The organism is Occallatibacter sp. (genome assembly GCF_035317045.1).
GTDB lineage: Bacteria > Acidobacteriota > Terriglobia > Terriglobales > Acidobacteriaceae > Telmatobacter.
Map to the genome: position 1 here is coordinate 273,482 of NZ_DATHHT010000011.1, position 16,112 is coordinate 289,593.

12 protein-coding genes are annotated in these 16,112 nt (G+C 51.6%); 2 read left to right on the forward strand and 10 right to left on the reverse strand.

The genetic code is table 11. The annotated features are described in order from the left end of the window. Positions 1-152 precede the first annotated feature (152 nt). Complete coding sequence (locus VK574_RS04460) at positions 153-818, forward strand: FG-GAP repeat domain-containing protein (protein WP_472798604.1); 666 nt, start codon at positions 153-155, stop codon at positions 816-818. Between the two features lie 331 nt (positions 819-1,149). Beyond that, a complete protein-coding gene (locus tag VK574_RS04465) occupies positions 1,150-1,377 on the forward strand; it encodes a hypothetical protein (protein WP_472798766.1) in 228 nt (75 codons plus the stop codon). Between the two features lie 1,420 nt (positions 1,378-2,797). Here VK574_RS04465 and VK574_RS04470 read toward each other — a convergent pair. The 10 genes from VK574_RS04470 to VK574_RS04515 all read right to left on the reverse strand — a co-directional run bounded on the left by VK574_RS04470 (position 2,798) and on the right by VK574_RS04515 (position 16,007). Further along, positions 2,798-3,955 (reverse strand): glycosyltransferase, encoded by a 1,158-nt coding sequence (locus VK574_RS04470; protein WP_472798605.1) that lies wholly within the window; start codon positions 3,953-3,955, stop codon positions 2,798-2,800. 291 nt (positions 3,956-4,246) lie between these two features. Further along, positions 4,247-5,557 carry a hypothetical protein gene (locus tag VK574_RS04475; protein WP_472798606.1) on the reverse strand — a complete coding sequence of 437 codons (1,311 nt, stop codon included), beginning with the start codon at positions 5,555-5,557 and terminating at the stop codon, positions 4,247-4,249. Between the two features lie 83 nt (positions 5,558-5,640). After that, positions 5,641-6,771, reverse strand: a complete 1,131-nt coding sequence (locus VK574_RS04480; protein WP_472798607.1) for a glycosyltransferase family 4 protein — start codon at positions 6,769-6,771, stop codon at positions 5,641-5,643. Positions 6,772-6,837: 66 nt separating this feature from the next. Then, positions 6,838-7,800, reverse strand: a complete 963-nt coding sequence (locus VK574_RS04485) for an FkbM family methyltransferase (RefSeq protein WP_472798608.1) — start codon at positions 7,798-7,800, stop codon at positions 6,838-6,840. 542 nt (positions 7,801-8,342) lie between these two features. After that, positions 8,343-9,122, reverse strand: coding sequence for a class I SAM-dependent methyltransferase (locus VK574_RS04490; RefSeq protein WP_472798609.1), 780 nt, complete (start codon positions 9,120-9,122; stop codon positions 8,343-8,345). Positions 9,123-9,133: 11 nt separating this feature from the next. Further along, the gene (locus VK574_RS04495) at positions 9,134-9,694 is read right to left on the reverse strand and encodes an acyltransferase (protein ID WP_472798610.1); all 561 of its coding nucleotides are present in this window, start codon (positions 9,692-9,694) and stop codon (positions 9,134-9,136) included. An 89-nt stretch (positions 9,695-9,783) separates the two neighbouring features. Beyond that, positions 9,784-11,109 (reverse strand): oligosaccharide flippase family protein, encoded by a 1,326-nt coding sequence (locus VK574_RS04500; protein ID WP_472798611.1) that lies wholly within the window; start codon positions 11,107-11,109, stop codon positions 9,784-9,786. 275 nt (positions 11,110-11,384) lie between these two features. Then, positions 11,385-12,119 (reverse strand): class I SAM-dependent methyltransferase, encoded by a 735-nt coding sequence (locus VK574_RS04505; protein ID WP_472798612.1) that lies wholly within the window; start codon positions 12,117-12,119, stop codon positions 11,385-11,387. 212 nt (positions 12,120-12,331) lie between these two features. Beyond that, a complete protein-coding gene (locus VK574_RS04510) occupies positions 12,332-13,582 on the reverse strand; it encodes a glycosyltransferase family 4 protein (protein ID WP_472798613.1) in 1,251 nt (416 codons plus the stop codon). Between the two features lie 235 nt (positions 13,583-13,817). Further along, positions 13,818-16,007, reverse strand: a complete 2,190-nt coding sequence (locus VK574_RS04515; protein WP_472798614.1) for a GumC family protein — start codon at positions 16,005-16,007, stop codon at positions 13,818-13,820. Positions 16,008-16,112: the final 105 nt, after the last annotated feature.

Below are 16,112 nucleotides of genomic sequence, written 5' to 3' on the forward strand. Positions count from 1 at the left end.
CCCGGTCGAATTTCACAATGCCGAGAATTATACGGGCCATTGCGAGACGGCTGAGTCCCGTCAGGCGATAGTAAACTTCCTACTCAAGAATGTGCGTTTGTTACACTGTTTCGAACATCTCTAGGGGAAATTGCCTACTCAGGTATTCCTAAATGAAGTTTGGCTTTCTAAAGATCGGCCTCTTAGCATTGTCTCTGTCCGCGCCTTCCCTTGGCGCACAAGACCAGAGCGTCGGTGTTCCGTCGGCCGGGGCCGATCATTGCAACTTCTCAGGTGAACGTTTCGGTCAGCGATTCATCGTTGCGGATTTCAACAACGACCAAAAGCCAGACAGCATAACCCTAGTGAGTCTCGGGCAGCACGGTGGCCAAAATGTATTCGCTGTGCGCGTCTGCGATTCCGGGCGGGCTGTAAGCCTGCTCACCTTCGAATCCAATGAACCGTCGCCTATAGTCACCGCCATCGACGTGAACCAAGATGGTTCACCTGATATTGTCGTCGAGCAGCGATACACCCAAAGTCGCATTCAAGTCTGGCTCGATAACGGGCACGGGGGGTTCCATAAGGCGAATGTAGCCGACTTTGCAAATCCGGACACGCGAGCGTCGTGCACCGTCGCGGCACTCTCCACGGGACGCCATTCGCCGTCCCGTGCTCATGTACGCCGAGGCAAAAGGTTAAGCATTCAAACAGCCAAGCTGCCCACGGCTCATCGCTATTCTCCCGGCGGGTATCATTGGTCGTTTTCTGTTCGCGTCCAGAAGGACCTGGGCGGACCCAACCTATCCCGCGCTCCACCGATCGCACTCCATCTCTAAGATATCTCCCTGCGGCTGAGCCTTGGCAGAATTCTGTGAGACTTCGCCACGCCAAATCCAAAGGGATCTGAGTGTGGTGCGCCCAAGCCGTTCGGCTCAGAAGACCCGCCCCATTGTTGTGGGTGAGCGCGCCCCGATGTTTCTTCACCAACTCCATCGCGGCTAAACGTCGAGTATGACGAATCGCGGGATTCGCCGCCGCGCCGGGCCGTGTTCGGTCAGACGAGACAGAGAGAATACCCCAGATGTGTGGCATTGCTGGATTTGTGGTTCCACCCGGTTATCCTCCAATTACAAGCTCTTCGTCGGTGAGGGTGGTTTGACGTGCACAATGGGTTATTGGGGAAGGTTCCAGCCTATTTACAGAGGCGGACTCGGCTTCGCCAGCCTGACGCAACCCGGAAACGGCACAGGTAACCTTCACTCGACGTACGACACTTGGTTTCTCGGAGGAGGCGCGGAATACCACACGTGGGGACATTGGTGGACGCGCGTTGATTACACCTACGACGCCCTAATGGGTTTCACAGTAGTATCACCAACCAGAATCACACCCTGAATCCGCGAGGCATAACCGTCGGGTTGACTTACCGTTTTGGCCCGTCTGGAACCCGTTTCTGACCGGATTGGAATCTGAACAATGGTGCGGTTCGATTCGCTTCAAGTACAAAGTAAGCATCGATTGCATTTCCGCCCGAGATTCAGAGAAGACAGATTCGAGATGTCCCGTTTTCAATAAGTCACAATGTGAAGATTGGTACGGCAGTACTTGATCACGCATCTGAAAAGAAACGACGATGCACGAACAACAATCGAGTTTTGTGAACGGATCAATTCTGAACGATCTGGCTATAACCACCATCCAGTACAATCATTACCAACCGCGACTGAAATGGCCTATTTGCCGTTCCAAGTTTTCGATGCAATGGAGAATCAATGTATTTTCATTTGACGAATATTGAAATCATCCTTGGGGGTTTTGCACTCCTTCTCATCATCATTTTTGCATCAGCGATATTCTTTGACAAATACTGGAAAACGCGGGCACCACGTGACTTTGACTCTGACCACAAAGGCAACTCCTTTCGGCAAAATTCCAGACGCGAATAGGATAGTTCGAGCAGTTCTTGACGCGCTGACCCACACCCAAAAACATATCAGATTTCAAGTTAAGAGATTGCAGCCTCCGTGTTTTCCGAAAGGGAGAGGAGAGTTCAAGGCGGTAATATTCTTCGGCTAACGTTGGGACTCTTTTCGCACTCTTGATATTGTTGGAATGAGTTGGAGGTTGTCGGGTTGAATTTGATTCTTCCCTTTTGTCCTCGAACCGGCAACATTATCAGTCAAGAACGAAGGATTTTCGGCCTCGCTTAGATCTCCATATTGCAGTCCCGATAAACAACGTGTCTACATTTCGAATAATCGATTTGAAGTCGGTCGTTGGAGGGCTGGTATGAGCAGGAGGAGCGAGACCCCTTAGGCGCGAGAGAGATGGAGCCGATAAAGCGGAAAGGTTCCCGCGCCAAGACAGCCACCAACTCGCCGAAGGCCAGCTCTTCTTCGACCCGTCTGCCGCTTCGCTTTCATCGTTTGATCGGGTCCATGTACCGGCGACAGCTTCAATCACCCTTATGTCAAAGACCTCTCGGCGGTTCAGCCTCGCGCTGCACCACAACACGAGCTTGTCGCGATGCGATCACTTGTAAAGCGGAAAGCCATGCTTACTAGACGGCTCAGCTATCAGCCTTTCAATCTGCTGTGTTCAAGTCGCGCGTCCGGTCGGCCTTGCGGCCCGCAAGGCTATTCATCACTCATTTTGTTCCTAAACCAGTGCGGACTTTGTCGAGCACTTCGCTGCGAATCGATCCAAATTCCTCGCGATGGGTTAGCGCAGACGCTGATGAGAAAGATTCCGATCGCAGAGAGTCATTCCTCCTCTGACGTTGCTTGCACCGGTTTTTGATTGCTCTGTTTGGTCTTCAACTGCTGAAACTCTCCAACAATTCAAACAAACGACCCGCACTGCTCTCAATTTCAAAATATCGCTCAAAGCAAAGATGACAATTGGCCCTCATCGTTGAGCGTTCGACTTCTCCGAGACGGTTCCAAGCCTCAAGAAGGTTGACAGTTCCGCTCAGAGTATCAGCTTCTACAAAACCGGCATTTGCGCTCTCTATCTCTCTCCAGATATTCACCTGATTCGAAAGTAAGACTGGTACGCCACAGGCGAGCGCTTCTGCAACCACAATACCGAAGTTTTCCTGGTGCGAAGGTAGTACAAAAACCTCTGAGGCGGCTAATGCAGCCCATTTCCGCTCATCTTGCAGCATTCCCGTCCACGTAATGCGATCCTTTATGCCGAGCGTCCCACTCAGCCGCTGCAGATCAGCTTGCCAACCAATTTGGTCGGGCCCGACAATCAATAAATGCCAATTCGGATCTCGAGCTAAGGTACGGTGAAATGCTTCGATAAGCAGATCAAGGCCCTTTTTAGGATGAATGCGGCCGATAAAAATCGCCAGCCGTTTATTGCGCAAATCAGGAAATCGTGCGAAGAATTCATAACGGAGCGCTTCGACGTCGAACTTGGGGACGCGGGTTCCGTAGCCCACAACATACGGATTGGCCCGGTAAAGCCAGAATGACTCTGGCGCGAGCGAACGTTCCTGCTCAGTTGTAAATAAAACGGCCCTGGCATCACGCAGGACTCGATAATCCGCCCATGGCCAATAGAGCCATTTCTTGAGATGCTTGATAGGATAGTGACGCCTAAACCAAGGGTCCAGCATTCCATGAGTAAAAACAACGTAAGGCGTCTCCGTTTTATGTAGTGCGAGCCAACCGCCGTAGCTATGAAACTGCCATATGCCGTTGATAATCACGCAGTCATAGTTTCGATGATTCTGCCGGAGCCAAGGAACGAATTGACTTGAATAACCATATTTGCTGGCCCCTACGGCACCGAGTGCCCGAATCTTGACAGGAAAGTTCCTTAGATATGAGGCATTGGGTGGATCGAGCGTGAGAATTTCGATCTCGATGTTGCGGGCCAAGCCAACCGAGGCGATTTGCTTTATGCCTTCGATCGGGCCGCCGCTCGCGGGATTGGCGGTATGAATTAAATGTAATAGCCTCATCTGCTCCAGATTAAAGAATTACTGAGTTTCCGGGACAGCTGAAAAATTCTCGAGAATTCCCACAGTTAGATGCCTTTGAAAGCCGCAGTCGTCCACCCAACGCACCCCCGATAAAAGTAGTAATCGCGGCTTCTTCCACTCATGTTCTTCATCGGAACTTCCACGAGAGACGTGCGGGCTCCATGGACGAAGGCCGATAGAAAAAGATGGAGATTGACGAGGACTTTAGTAGGTTCATTTTGATAATAGCTTGTTTTGGACTTTCACGTTCCTGATGCTCTCGCTCGGTAGTCAGCCAACGTGACCACCTGCGAGTGAGGGACGGGTAATTGGTACACGATGCCAACTCGCCTTGCCGCGTAACGTCCGATCCGCTGGGACTCTCAATTTAAGAAGATCCACAATGGCTATGAGGATGAAGGCTTCGAAGATTCGGGAGGTGCTTCCGAAAGGGGAGAATAATATATTCCAAAAGAAACCGACGAGGAGCCATGAGTAAACCGGCGCCATAGGTGGACGGCGAACTGCAACTATGACGATGGCGTTCGTCAGAAGCCAGATGACATATCCCCAGAAGATGGCGCCGAAGAGCCCAGCATAGACCCAAGCACCAATGATGTGAGAGTGAGATGGAATCAAACCCCGTGTGTCTGCCTCGGTATCGGTCAAATCACCGTTAATTCCGTATTCTTGCATCAGGTCATACTGCATCTCGGTGTACTTCATGTCCCTGGCCCAGGAACCATGCCCAAGAACTGGGCTGTCCATCACTGCATGCAGACCGATGAAAACCTCGGGTCTTCCGCCCAGAAGAAGGTTCCCCGCTTGCGCCTCCGATTCGTTCTTCTCCTGAGCCTCTTCGCTAATGAGACCGGATCGAGTGACTAGGCGCAAGAGTTGGTTGGCCGACCATCCAGCCGCCAAGGCAAGCACGACGACCATTGCAACACGGAACAGATTGTTCCTCTGGGGAAGAAGTCCAAATCTACCGATCTGATCGGGAATGATTGGAAAAGCCAGCACAGTAGAGACGAGAAGCATTAGAAATGCGGATCGAGAATTCATCAAAAGGTCAATGGCAGAAACTCCGATGAGCAGGAGAAGAGCAAATACTTGCCTTCCGCGCGCAGCGAGGAGAGAGCTCGCAAGCAAAGCAAGTATAGTGACTCCGAATGAATAACTCCACTTCCAAGCATCTGCGCCCTCTAAGCCAATCGCTGCAACGTTTGGCTGATACCGGGTCAGAACGACGGATCCAATGGCAAATGCAGTGATGAAAATGGTCTTTCGTCGCTCATTTTCAGCAACAACCATAGCAAGGAAGGCTATCTCTGTAGTGAAGACGATGATCCCCGCCATTCCACGCATCCGATCCAGCCATACAGTGTGGTTGTACGCGTCGGAGAGGACCTGAGCTAGAAACCATAGGCCGAGCAGTACGAAGAGGCGTATGAGGTAGGGTCTTTGCAATCGCCGGATGGAAAAAGCAAGCACAAATGGAAACGTGACGATCATCGCGATCTCAGCGACAAAGAGATCCCCAACGAGGCGAACCACCACACTGCTCGAAATGCCCAAAGCAACAAGGAATCCCTCTATCATGAGGCGGGAGACTGGCCTCGCAAACTGCACAGAGCGCACGAATCTCGATCGAGTGGTTCTCATTCCGAAGTGTTTTCGTCCCATCATTTTGTGCTCGTGTTCAGGTCGCCCGCGAGGAGATTCTTATACACTGCATATGTTTCAGCGGCGCATTGCTCCCAGGAAAACTTAAGGGATTGGGCCCTTCCAAGTGCAATCAAATGCAATCTTGTTTCCGCGGACGATGTTACTTGCATAAGGGCATCTGCGATAGCGCTGGAGTCTTTCGGATCCACATAGATTGCTGCATTGCCGGCAACCTCGGGCATGCTGCTGGTTTTGCTAGTTACAATCGGACAACCAACGCGCATGGCTTCAACCAGCGGAATGCCGAATCCCTCATATAAGGATGGAAAAGCAAGGGCGTCTGCGCCTGCATAAAATCGTGCCAGGAGTGCATCGTTTCCACTAACTGTCACCATCGCACTCTCCGGAACGCCCGCGCTTCGCATCACGTTCAACTCGTCTCCACTCCATTGCTTGTTAGTGAAACTCACGAGTTTATGTGTCCGATGCAGTTTTGCATCTCCAAATGCATGGATGATCCGATTAAAGTTCTTGTGTGGAAATCTGTTGCCAACGTGCAAAAGGTAAGGCGCGCCGATGTCGATAGGCCCTTCTCTTGAGATGGTAAGAGATGAAGCGAGACGCACTACAGACACCCGCAAAGGATCGACATCGTAAAGTTCAAGCAGATCGCTTCGCGTCGACTCTGACACGCATATTAACCAATCTGCACGACTAAGGACTCTCTGTCTCTCTGCATGATAACGAATCAAGTTCGAAGTTACACCAGGCACTCGTTCGGGGATTGTGTCATGCACTGTGGCCACGATCCGAGAGCCTCTGGGAGCCGTCCGTGCCGTGGCATAAAATGTTTCGTGAAAAATATCGGGAACGGTGAATCTGGCGTACTCGCGCACAAGAAGCTCATTGATAAGCCGGACTAACCTGTCTGGCAAACTCGTCGCCATCGGTACGCCTACAAGGTCAACCCCAAGGGTTGCGCACTGACCGCGCTGCTCTGAAAGAAGTGGACTCCGGCTAATCGGAGCGACGATTTTTAGTCGAACATCCGGAAATTTGCTCAATTGCGATGCTAACTCAACAAAATACCGTGAAATACCTGATTTCCCGTTGTTTGAAAACACCTGATGATCGTAGATGACGCGCATCTGTGCAAGTGCGGCCCCTCTCCCGCACGAATTACAGCCATTCTCCAACCGTACTCTTATAGGTAATCAAGCACTAACTTGATCGATTGAGATGGCTTTTTCTGCTTCCCTGATTTTCCAGGCTAGTTCCCGATCTTCCTCATGGATAAATGCAATATCGACATAACTGCGGCCCAGGCTGCGCGAGTAGCGAAGGTGAATATCCTCGATCAGCGTATGATCAGCGAGTTTGGCTGTCAACATATACTCACCTGTATTTTCCCAAAACACAGCAAGCTCATAGCCTACCGATGCCATTTCAGAGAAGATGTTACTGGAGCTATAACCTTGGGCCCGCGTCAAATACGGATCGTATTCAATGAATGTGACTGGGCGAGCCTCGGATATCCATTTGAGTTCTGCAGCCACAATCTGGCAGTCAAATCCATCCGTATCGATCTTCAGTAATTTGGACTGTCTGAAGTTCGGGAACTTCTCGAGAATATCAGATAGGGGAATCTGGTTGGTAGATTGCGCTGCGCTCGATGAATACGACGCCGTGCCGCTCGCGTGCCGAAGGCCACCCCTTATCTCGCATTGCTCGGCGCCAACGAATGCAAAGCAGGCCTCTATGTCACGCATCCCGCTCCGCGCGACGTTAATTTGCAACAGCCTGAAGAAATATGCATCGCCTTCGATACATAAAATAGGGGCTTTGCTGTTCGCCCGAATGATGGCTGCCGTATCTCCGACGTTCGCCCCTATGTCGATAATAGTGGCGGACGGATATTTTTGCAGCACGCTGGAAGTAATGCGACCGATGTTGCACGAATACTGGGGATGACTGCGGCGGAACAGCGGCAGTTCATGCGAAAGTGGCAATAGGAGTTCTGTTCCGTCCAGCCGGTAGCGCACCAGACGTTTCTCATTGTGCGCCAGCATTGCCCGCGCCTTCGAGAGGGACCTATACTTCAGCTTGCCGATTAGGCCATTCGGACATGTCTGAACTAGAGAGTTCAATACTGCTTCAGCGAAAGGTGATTCCTTCATCCGATTTCCTCAGGGATCGTTTGGGCAAGTTTGCTCCAGCCGACAATGATGGCATTTATCTTCTGGCATCTACGTATATCTGGAACATTAAGAAACACTGCTACTAAATTGGCGGCTTCCGAGACAACTTCTCGAACGCCCAGCACAATGAACAGACGGAAACCGATTGAGACTTGACCATGACTACTCGGATGATCCATGGGCCGAATTAAGCTGACAGCGCACATCCCAAGGTGCATCGTCTCCGCCAACAGTCACCATAGCACTTTTCGGAACGGCAGCTTTCAGCATCGCGCCATCGCTTGCCAATAAAGCTCACGAGCTTACGTTTCCGATCTCGTCTAACTGCTCCAGATGCTCGGGTGATCCGGTTAAAGGAGCGGCGAAAATTTTAGGTGAATCTCCGACAATTCGCATAATCGAGAGGCTAGCACAATGAAATACCTTGAAAAGATCCATTCAAATTGCTCGAAAGGACTTGCTGATCGTAAGAGACGCGCATAATGACGGGATCGGACAGCGATCCCTAAATTCGGAGAACGCTACCGAGTCATCGTTGCGAGGTCGCGGGGCACCAAGCTCGGGCGGCGGAAGAAGAGATTCACCAATCTTGCGGCGCGAGGCCGTGTAGCCAACTTGAACAGCATCCTGTTTTTTGGCTTTGCGCTGAAAAGGTGATACGTGTTGCAGGAGAGCAAGTGCCTATTGAACCGTCTCGCAATTAACTGGAGACTCTTCTCAGTGTAGAAAGATATATGCTGACCACAGCTGGGCATGAAGTACCACCACTCTCCGACCCTTGGCGCCGGATTTGGCACAAGTCCAGTTGAGACCAGAACATTCTCAGACAGTTCCATGAGGTTAGAAATCTCAGCTACCGGATCGGTAAGGTGTTCGAGAACTTCAAAAGCAGTCAAGAAATCGAATCTCCTCCCTGGAGGTGCATCGAATCCACGTGCATAATCATTGGTAGCATATCGGTCAAGCCAGAAGAAGTTGAAACCTCGATCTCGCATCATGCGGACCAAAATGCCGTGTCCAGCGCCAAAATCGATCGCATCCTTGGTGTTAGGGAATAGGAGACCAAGGATGGCCGAGACCACTTCCGAGTTGTTGAGATTCCTGCCTATAATACCGACATCTTGACCGGCTATCGCAGCCGAGTAGGCTTCTTCAAGCCAATATGGTTCCTCGGTTTGAATGAAACCGCACTCGACACAGCGGAAGTAACTTACTCTGTGTTTCTTGAGAACAGCCGCTTCTCCGTGAAGGAGAGACGGAGAGTGGCAGACCCTACAAATCTCGGGGGACTTCTCTGACATTTTGTTTGACCTCACCGTTCATCGGGGGGAATCGTGCGGATGACCTTTGCAGGGTTTCCGCCGACGATTGTCCAAGCAGGGACGCTCTTTGTGACAACGGCTCCAGCTGCGACGATTGCACCCTCGCCAATCTCCACGCCCTTAAGAATGATCGCATGCATCCCGATCCAACATTTATCTCCGAGCTTTACGGGGCCCGTGATGACATGTGTCCAGTCCTTCTTCCCTTGATAGGCCTCGCGAACGTCATTCATTCGTTTGGACCATGAGATCGGATGGGAGTTGTGATCGTCGATCGTGCAGCCCCACGCGATTAGCACATCGTCTCCGATTTCCACGCGCGACGCACATACTATGTGAGAAGCTCCAACCCAGCTATCCCTTCCAACTATGACCTCTGCTCCATCTCGTTCGAAGGAGATCATTCCCCCGATTACACTTCCTTCACCGACGGACAGACGATCGTTGGGACGGAGTTTGAGCCTTTTATAGGAGACTTTTGCCGAAGGGGCGATCTTGAGATGCTGGTGGTTTCTTAGGCGCATCTTGGCGTACCAATCCAGAACCGACATTGCTAGCCGCCTCATAAACAGACTCGCCTACCTAAGACTTTGTTCATTTTTCCACATCACGACAACAGCTGTAAGTCGGATTGTGAAACTCAGTTGTCAGGCAGCAGAACACCGGACGCCCGTTTGGGCTGCGCCTCTGCCATCCTTGAAAAGAGACCATGGATCAGGAATGCACTGGCGGGAAGCGTAATCGCCAACTGGGCAATAATAGAGCCAAGACACACACCGACGACTCCGAATCGCCTGGTCAAAAGAATAGAAAGGGCAAGGTTGCTCAACGCCGCTATGACGGCGATTATCATCTGGCCTCTGAGAACGCCTGTACCGTTGAGTAAAACCGCCACTAAACCGGACGCCGCGGAAACAACCCCCCAAACGGCCAGGGCGATGAAGAGAGAGACCGGAACCAGAAGAGACTTACCCATCATCACGCGAATGATCCAGGGACCGAGCAACGCCAAGAATACACAAATCGGAGCTACAGCCAGCATCACCCAACGGAGCGAGCCCCAAAACGTCTTCCGCACCCATTCGACGTCGCCTCGCACAATGGCTTCGCCGTACGCCGGCCACAACGGTCCCGACCCGATCGTAACGAGAACGGAAACAAGGCTGAAGAGTTTCTGGGGAACGGCGTAGACGGCAACGGCAGCGGCACCAAGGATCTGCGTGATCACGATATTATCTGAGGCAAAACCTAGAGTGGAAGCAAATTGAAGCACAAAGAACATCAAGCCAAGCTTCAGTATCATTATGGCTGAATCAGCGCTGAGGGCACTCCGCCTAGGAAGCAACCAGGAGCGGCGACGAAACAGGAGCCATGCATTGACAAAGACTCCCAGAATGGTTCCGAAAGTTGAGGCGAAAACCAGAAGAGGAAGCGTCCCGCGAATGATGACCGCAACCACGAGAGCCGCGAGAGATAGCACACTACCGCACGCTGCGACCGCTTGCGACCAGTAAGCTTCTTGGAAACCAGCCTGCACACGCGCCACGATTCCGAGCGGGATATTCACGACAAACCAGAGAAAGAGCACGAGGAACGCCTTAGCGCCCTCTTGTGCAATGGAGGCGGAGCCAACATTGAACACACGCATCCACGGGATGAATGGATAGGATGCGAAACCCGCCGCGCAGATGATAGTTGCAATACTGAGCAAGAGCGTCATAGCACTGGTCAGGTGACGACAAGCCAACTCGCGATCTCCCTTGCCATAGGCTTCAGAAATCGCGTTTACAACGCCATTTCCGATGCCGAGATCTGCGAATGCCATCGCTCCAATGATGGAAGTCAATACCATCCAGATTCCGTACCGCTCGGCTCCAAGATACCGATACGTGAGAGGAATACTAACCAGCGACGTAAGGAGTGTGACGGCACGCGCCCCGAGGGACGCAACGCTAGTCAGCGCCATTCTCCGAAAGCGCTCTCGCGAGCGAAAATGAGCAGATTCTGCATCCCCTGGCCGGCGACGGAAGATAGAAATAACCTGGAAAGCGATACTTCGGATAAGTGAGAATTTGTCCATAGTCGGTATCTGTGTCGCAACTGAAGCAAGGTCAAGAACATTTGGTTAAGTTAAGTTCTTCATCCGAAATGGTGTTGATTGTTTGCCAACCAACCGCAGAAGAGCATCGAAACGGATTCAGCACTCAGTGTGTCATTTACTTTCGCGCAATCGCCTGCATCTCATGATGGAAACTTCAGTCCCAAAAGCGCGACATGTGAGGCAGTGCGATACAGGTTCGGTCCGGCAGCCAAAGGGTTCAGCATATGGACCGACGCACAGCTCTTTTCGATCTGCGCAAAATCATTGAAAACGGAGTAAGAGTAGGCTAATCCGTCGTTCGCTGAGATTGTATAGCCTTTCCCTTTAGTCCTTACTCGGTACAATAGGGACCAAAGTCCGGCTGCGTTGATCATTTGTTTAACAAGGCGAGATAAACGACTACCTTGTCCAAAGTTATTACAGTCTGAAATAAAGATTGCCGTTCGTGCGACACGCAACATCTCCGCTACGGCTTCAGATGGGACGGGAATATGATGAAGGGCTCCAAACTCGCAAACCAGATCGAATGAGCCGTCCTGGTAGTTCAGTTTCATCGCATCGCCGTCGACTAGCTCAGTATCTCCTAGTCCTTTTGAATGTCCAACTTTTCGAAGGTCGTGAGAGGGCTCAACTCCTACGACTGAAATATCCTGAATTGCTGATTTGACCTCCAAAAGCGCCCTGCCTGTCCCACTGCCAACATCCAGTATCGACCTTATTCCCAGATACCTGCACGCCGAGATCATGAACTGCAAGGCAAAATTATGCTCCACATTACTGTTCCCGTGAATGTTGTCATACCGTTCCGCGGTTTCTGCATAATATCGTCTTTGGATTTCAATGGCGGCCTCAGTCGAGGCCTTAAGATCTCTCATCGCCTGCTGTCCTCCATACTGTTCATATCTCACCAAAGCCAATTGGCACAAACCCCGCTTCAATTTCGTTTCTTATCGGGAGAACTGGCTGCTTCTGTTCCTGAGTGTCTAAGCAGTTCAGTTTGTTTGTGCCCCCCAAATTACCGTCCTCGTCGAAGACGTTCGCCAGTGGATAAGATCGGCCGCTAGAATGAAAACCTCGTGCAAAAATTTCACGCCGAGTGATTCTCGGTCAAACGAAGTAGATTCGAATAAACTTGCATCAATTGTGTACCGTATCCTGGCCAAGTGAAGTCCCGCTGTATGTGTGACGCTGCATTTCGGCCGATCTCCGAACGCCGCTGTTCATCGGACGCCAGTTCTGATACTGCAGTTGCCAGAGCATCGGGATTCGACAGAGGCACGTAGACGACTTCCTGCTTTTCAGCCCTGAGAGGTAAACCGCAGTTCTCTGTGGTCACAATTGGCAAGCCGGCAGCTGCCGCCTCCATTGCAGACCGAGACGAGCCCTCCACCAAGGTTGGAAAGACAAACAGATCGGCCTCAGCCAACTCTTGCGACAAATGCTCTGGGGGTACGAATGGCCTATGTGTAAAAAAATCCGAATCGGAATCGCGCAGGCAGATCGAACCATCAGAGAGATTGCCAACCAGCCGCAAATGCACCTCAAGCCCGCGGCGCCTGAGAATTCTGACAGATTCGAGAAGGGTCGCCACCCCCTTTCGAACGCCAAAATTACCCGTGAAGAGAAGGCGAACCGGCCCCTTGATCGAGTAGTCTTTTTTTAGTGAAAAGAACTGTTCCTTGACACCAAGATAAGCGACGTCGATCCTGTCCCGAGAGAATCCCCTCTCGACAAATGTGCGCTTGACGAAGTCTGAATTCACCAGAAGGCGATCGGCGTCATGACAATCCCGCAGGACTCGTGTCCATAGTCCATCCGTCGCCCACGTCTTATAAGCCAATCCAAGGCGGCGGTGCTCGGGACCAAGTATTTCGTCAACGTAAGCGGGATGTGCGATGGAATGGTCCGTCAGAACTCGCATCCCATGCGCTCTGGCTGTACATATAGCGCCACCCTGTCCGGCACCACTGCGAACTTGGAAAATGTCAGCATCGTGCAGCCACTTGCGGCTACGCGCTCCGGTGATCGCGAACGCAATTCCAGAGAGATCTTCGCTCGAGGCGATTGGTTTCAAGAGAAAGGTAATCGCTCTGCCACCAAACTCGGCAAGAGCATTTGATCTCATCGTGACTCGTGGATGATCGACGATTCGGGCCTGCATGCGCGAGGCCAGGGATACCTCTCCAAGCAGATGTCCCAGCGCATCTACCCATCGAGACTGACTCCTGGAGGGAATCCAGCCGGCGATGAATTCAACATCAACTCCAGCTAAAGCGGCCGCCCTCACTGTTTCGTGGAAGTGAAGCTTGCCCAAGCCGCTTGAAATGATTACTTTCATTGCTCGTTTCCTGTGAGCGCTGCCACGGAGTATCTCTCAAAACCATCTTCACAGCAGCTTGGCAGAGAGTGGGACGGATAGTTCTAAACAACCAAAATGTCTGGCGCCGTGATCCCCTTCGCCATACACTTTCTCCTCATGAATCCCTTGAGCGCGCATAGGAAGAGCCGCGCCAAGTGTTTCTAAATCTCACTCCACGGTACAATCTCCAGAGTTATAGTCGGATTAGTTCAAGCTATTCCGCATTACGCTCGCCGTAATAATCGTAGTATTTGCGACCGTAGTATTCGGAATAGTCTGGCGAAGAGTAGTTCACTACGTTGACTGCAACGCCGAGCAGGTGTGCGCCTGATCGATCGAGCATATCGATAACGCGCCTCGCAACTTGCCTTTGCACTGCACCGTAGCGGAGCACCAGGATCACACCATCCACAAGACGCCCGAGTACGGAAGCATCGGTAACTGCCAAAACGGGGGCAGTATCGAGCACAACAAAGTCATACTCATCTCGCGCCTGCCTAAGCAGATCTTCCATCTGTTTCGAGCCGAGCAATTCAGAGGGCAAAGGAGGCACCGGCCCAGATGGGAGAATATGCAAACTAGGCAGATCGGGCCACTCAACTATTGCATCCTTCAGTGCGGCTTTGCCGGAGAGCACCGAAGACAGTCCGAGCCCCTTGCCGATCCGAAATCGAAGATGAATGGCGGGCCGGCGGAGGTCACCGTCAATCAGCAGTACTCTTGAGCCATTCAACCCAAAGGTTATTGCTGTGAGCGCTGAAATTGATGTCTTTCCCTCTTGTGGGCGCGTACTGACCAGCATGATCACCTTCGGAGGGGCTCCGGGACTCGAAAGAAGAATGGATGTCCGCATGCCGCGGAGGGCTTCAGCAATCCTCGACCAAGAAGATCCTCCCGGCGCCATTGCATGCTGTTTAAACTGGGCCGGTACAAGGTGATCAGCATCCACCTCGGGAATTGCAGCAATGAGGGGAGCCTGCAAACTGCTCTCGATGTCCGACATCGTTTTGAGGTTCGTGTCCATTGCTTCAAGCAGGAGGGCCAATCCTAGACCAAATGCAAATCCAAGCCCGACACCAATTGCGAGGTTAAATCTCGTGCGCGGACTACTTGGAAAAGACGGAACATCCGCAGTGTCCAATGTATGAATCAAGGTCGAATGCAGACCAGCCATTATGCTAGCTTCCTCTAAACGCTGCTGGAGACCGTCATAGAGCAGTCGATTTGTTTCGTATTCGCTTCGAGCTAGTTCGTACTCGACTGCTTTCTCACCCTTTCCAAACACTTCTTCCTCTTGCTGCTTGAGTGCCGAGAGTAGCTTTGCCTCATTAGCTCTGGCTGCTTCGAATTCCTTCTGCGAGCGCGCTCGCTGTGCCCGCTCCTCGCGTTCGAGTTCTTTCTGAGCTTGTTCGACCTGGACCCTAAGTGTTTTCAGCCGCGGATACGCGAGACCATACGTCTCAGCCAAAGCGGAATACTGGTCATTTAGTTGTGCGAGTCTTTGCTTGTCAGCAACGAGGGCCGGATCGGAGCTTCCGAGTGCAGCATCAATCACGTCCGGCGACGAGCTTTTGATCTGTTCAAGACGCGACTCCTTTAATAAGCGATCCACTTGAGCATCTGCATACTGCTTGTTCAGTTCTTCAAGGTTGGCCGCAACAACGCTGTGAGACTGATCTATGCCGTAAATGCCGATAGACTTCTGTAGATCGAGAATGTGTTGTTGACTCTTTTCGAGCTTCGCTTTCAATCCACCGAGCTGATCATCGAGCCAAGAGGATATCTTCGCTGTGGCCGCATAGTTTTCATGAAAAGAGTGTTCAATGTACCGGTCAATGAGAGAGTTGGCGATCATTCTTGCCAACTCCGGACTCTCGGAGGTTGAATAGATCTCAATGATGTCAGTGTGGCCTAATCTTGTGACTTTGACGGTACCAAGAAAGTTCGCAATCAGTTTTGCGCGGATTTCCGGTCTTGATAGATCCCAAGGGTGACCGACGGGAAATGGATAGAACTCAGGGTTACCGTCGAGATGCAAGGACCTGATTGTCTCAAAGGCAAGCGCCCGACTATGAATAATTTCGATCTCTGTGTCGATTCGCTCAGCCGTGTCTACATCTGCTCCAATGCTTTGGCTCTGTTCCACGCGAAACTGCGAAGAAGCATCACCAGACTGCAAGGCGATGCTGGCTCTGGCAGTGTATAGCCGGACTGAAAAACGATTGACCAGAATGCCAATTAGCGCTCCAACTAGAACGGCACATGCAAGAATCCATGCACGTTTCTTAAGAAACTGCAAAAGAACTCGAAAAGGTTCTTCCTCGTGAACTGGAATTGCAAGCTCCACCGGGAGGTCAGATCTGGTCGCGGCAGCATCGGATCCTTCGTTTGCTCTAATTGCCAAGTTAATATCCTTGAGTCTGCTTGAGAGTCAGCTTGAACTCTGAGTTACATGCGCGCAGCTGGTATGCGAGCAGGATCGGTCAACAATAGCTCCACGTGCAAGCTT

Coding starts and splice junctions, on each gene's coding strand:
- VK574_RS04470 (WP_472798605.1), bottom strand. CDS start 3,955: ATGAGGCTATTACATTTAATTCATACCGCCAATCCCGCGAGCGGCGGC.
- VK574_RS04460 (WP_472798604.1), top strand. CDS start 153: ATGAAGTTTGGCTTTCTAAAGATCGGCCTCTTAGCATTGTCTCTGTCC.
- VK574_RS04465 (WP_472798766.1), top strand. CDS start 1,150: ATGGGTTATTGGGGAAGGTTCCAGCCTATTTACAGAGGCGGACTCGGC.
- VK574_RS04490 (WP_472798609.1), bottom strand. CDS start 9,122: ATGTCAGAGAAGTCCCCCGAGATTTGTAGGGTCTGCCACTCTCCGTCT.
- VK574_RS04505 (WP_472798612.1), bottom strand. CDS start 12,119: ATGAGAGATCTTAAGGCCTCGACTGAGGCCGCCATTGAAATCCAAAGA.
- VK574_RS04495 (WP_472798610.1), bottom strand. CDS start 9,694: ATGTCGGTTCTGGATTGGTACGCCAAGATGCGCCTAAGAAACCACCAG.
- VK574_RS04500 (WP_472798611.1), bottom strand. CDS start 11,109: ATGGCGCTGACTAGCGTTGCGTCCCTCGGGGCGCGTGCCGTCACACTC.
- VK574_RS04480 (WP_472798607.1), bottom strand. CDS start 6,771: ATGCGCGTCATCTACGATCATCAGGTGTTTTCAAACAACGGGAAATCA.
- VK574_RS04475 (WP_472798606.1), bottom strand. CDS start 5,557: ATGATAGAGGGATTCCTTGTTGCTTTGGGCATTTCGAGCAGTGTGGTG.
- VK574_RS04485 (WP_472798608.1), bottom strand. CDS start 7,800: ATGAAGGAATCACCTTTCGCTGAAGCAGTATTGAACTCTCTAGTTCAG.
- VK574_RS04510 (WP_472798613.1), bottom strand. CDS start 13,582: ATGAAAGTAATCATTTCAAGCGGCTTGGGCAAGCTTCACTTCCACGAA.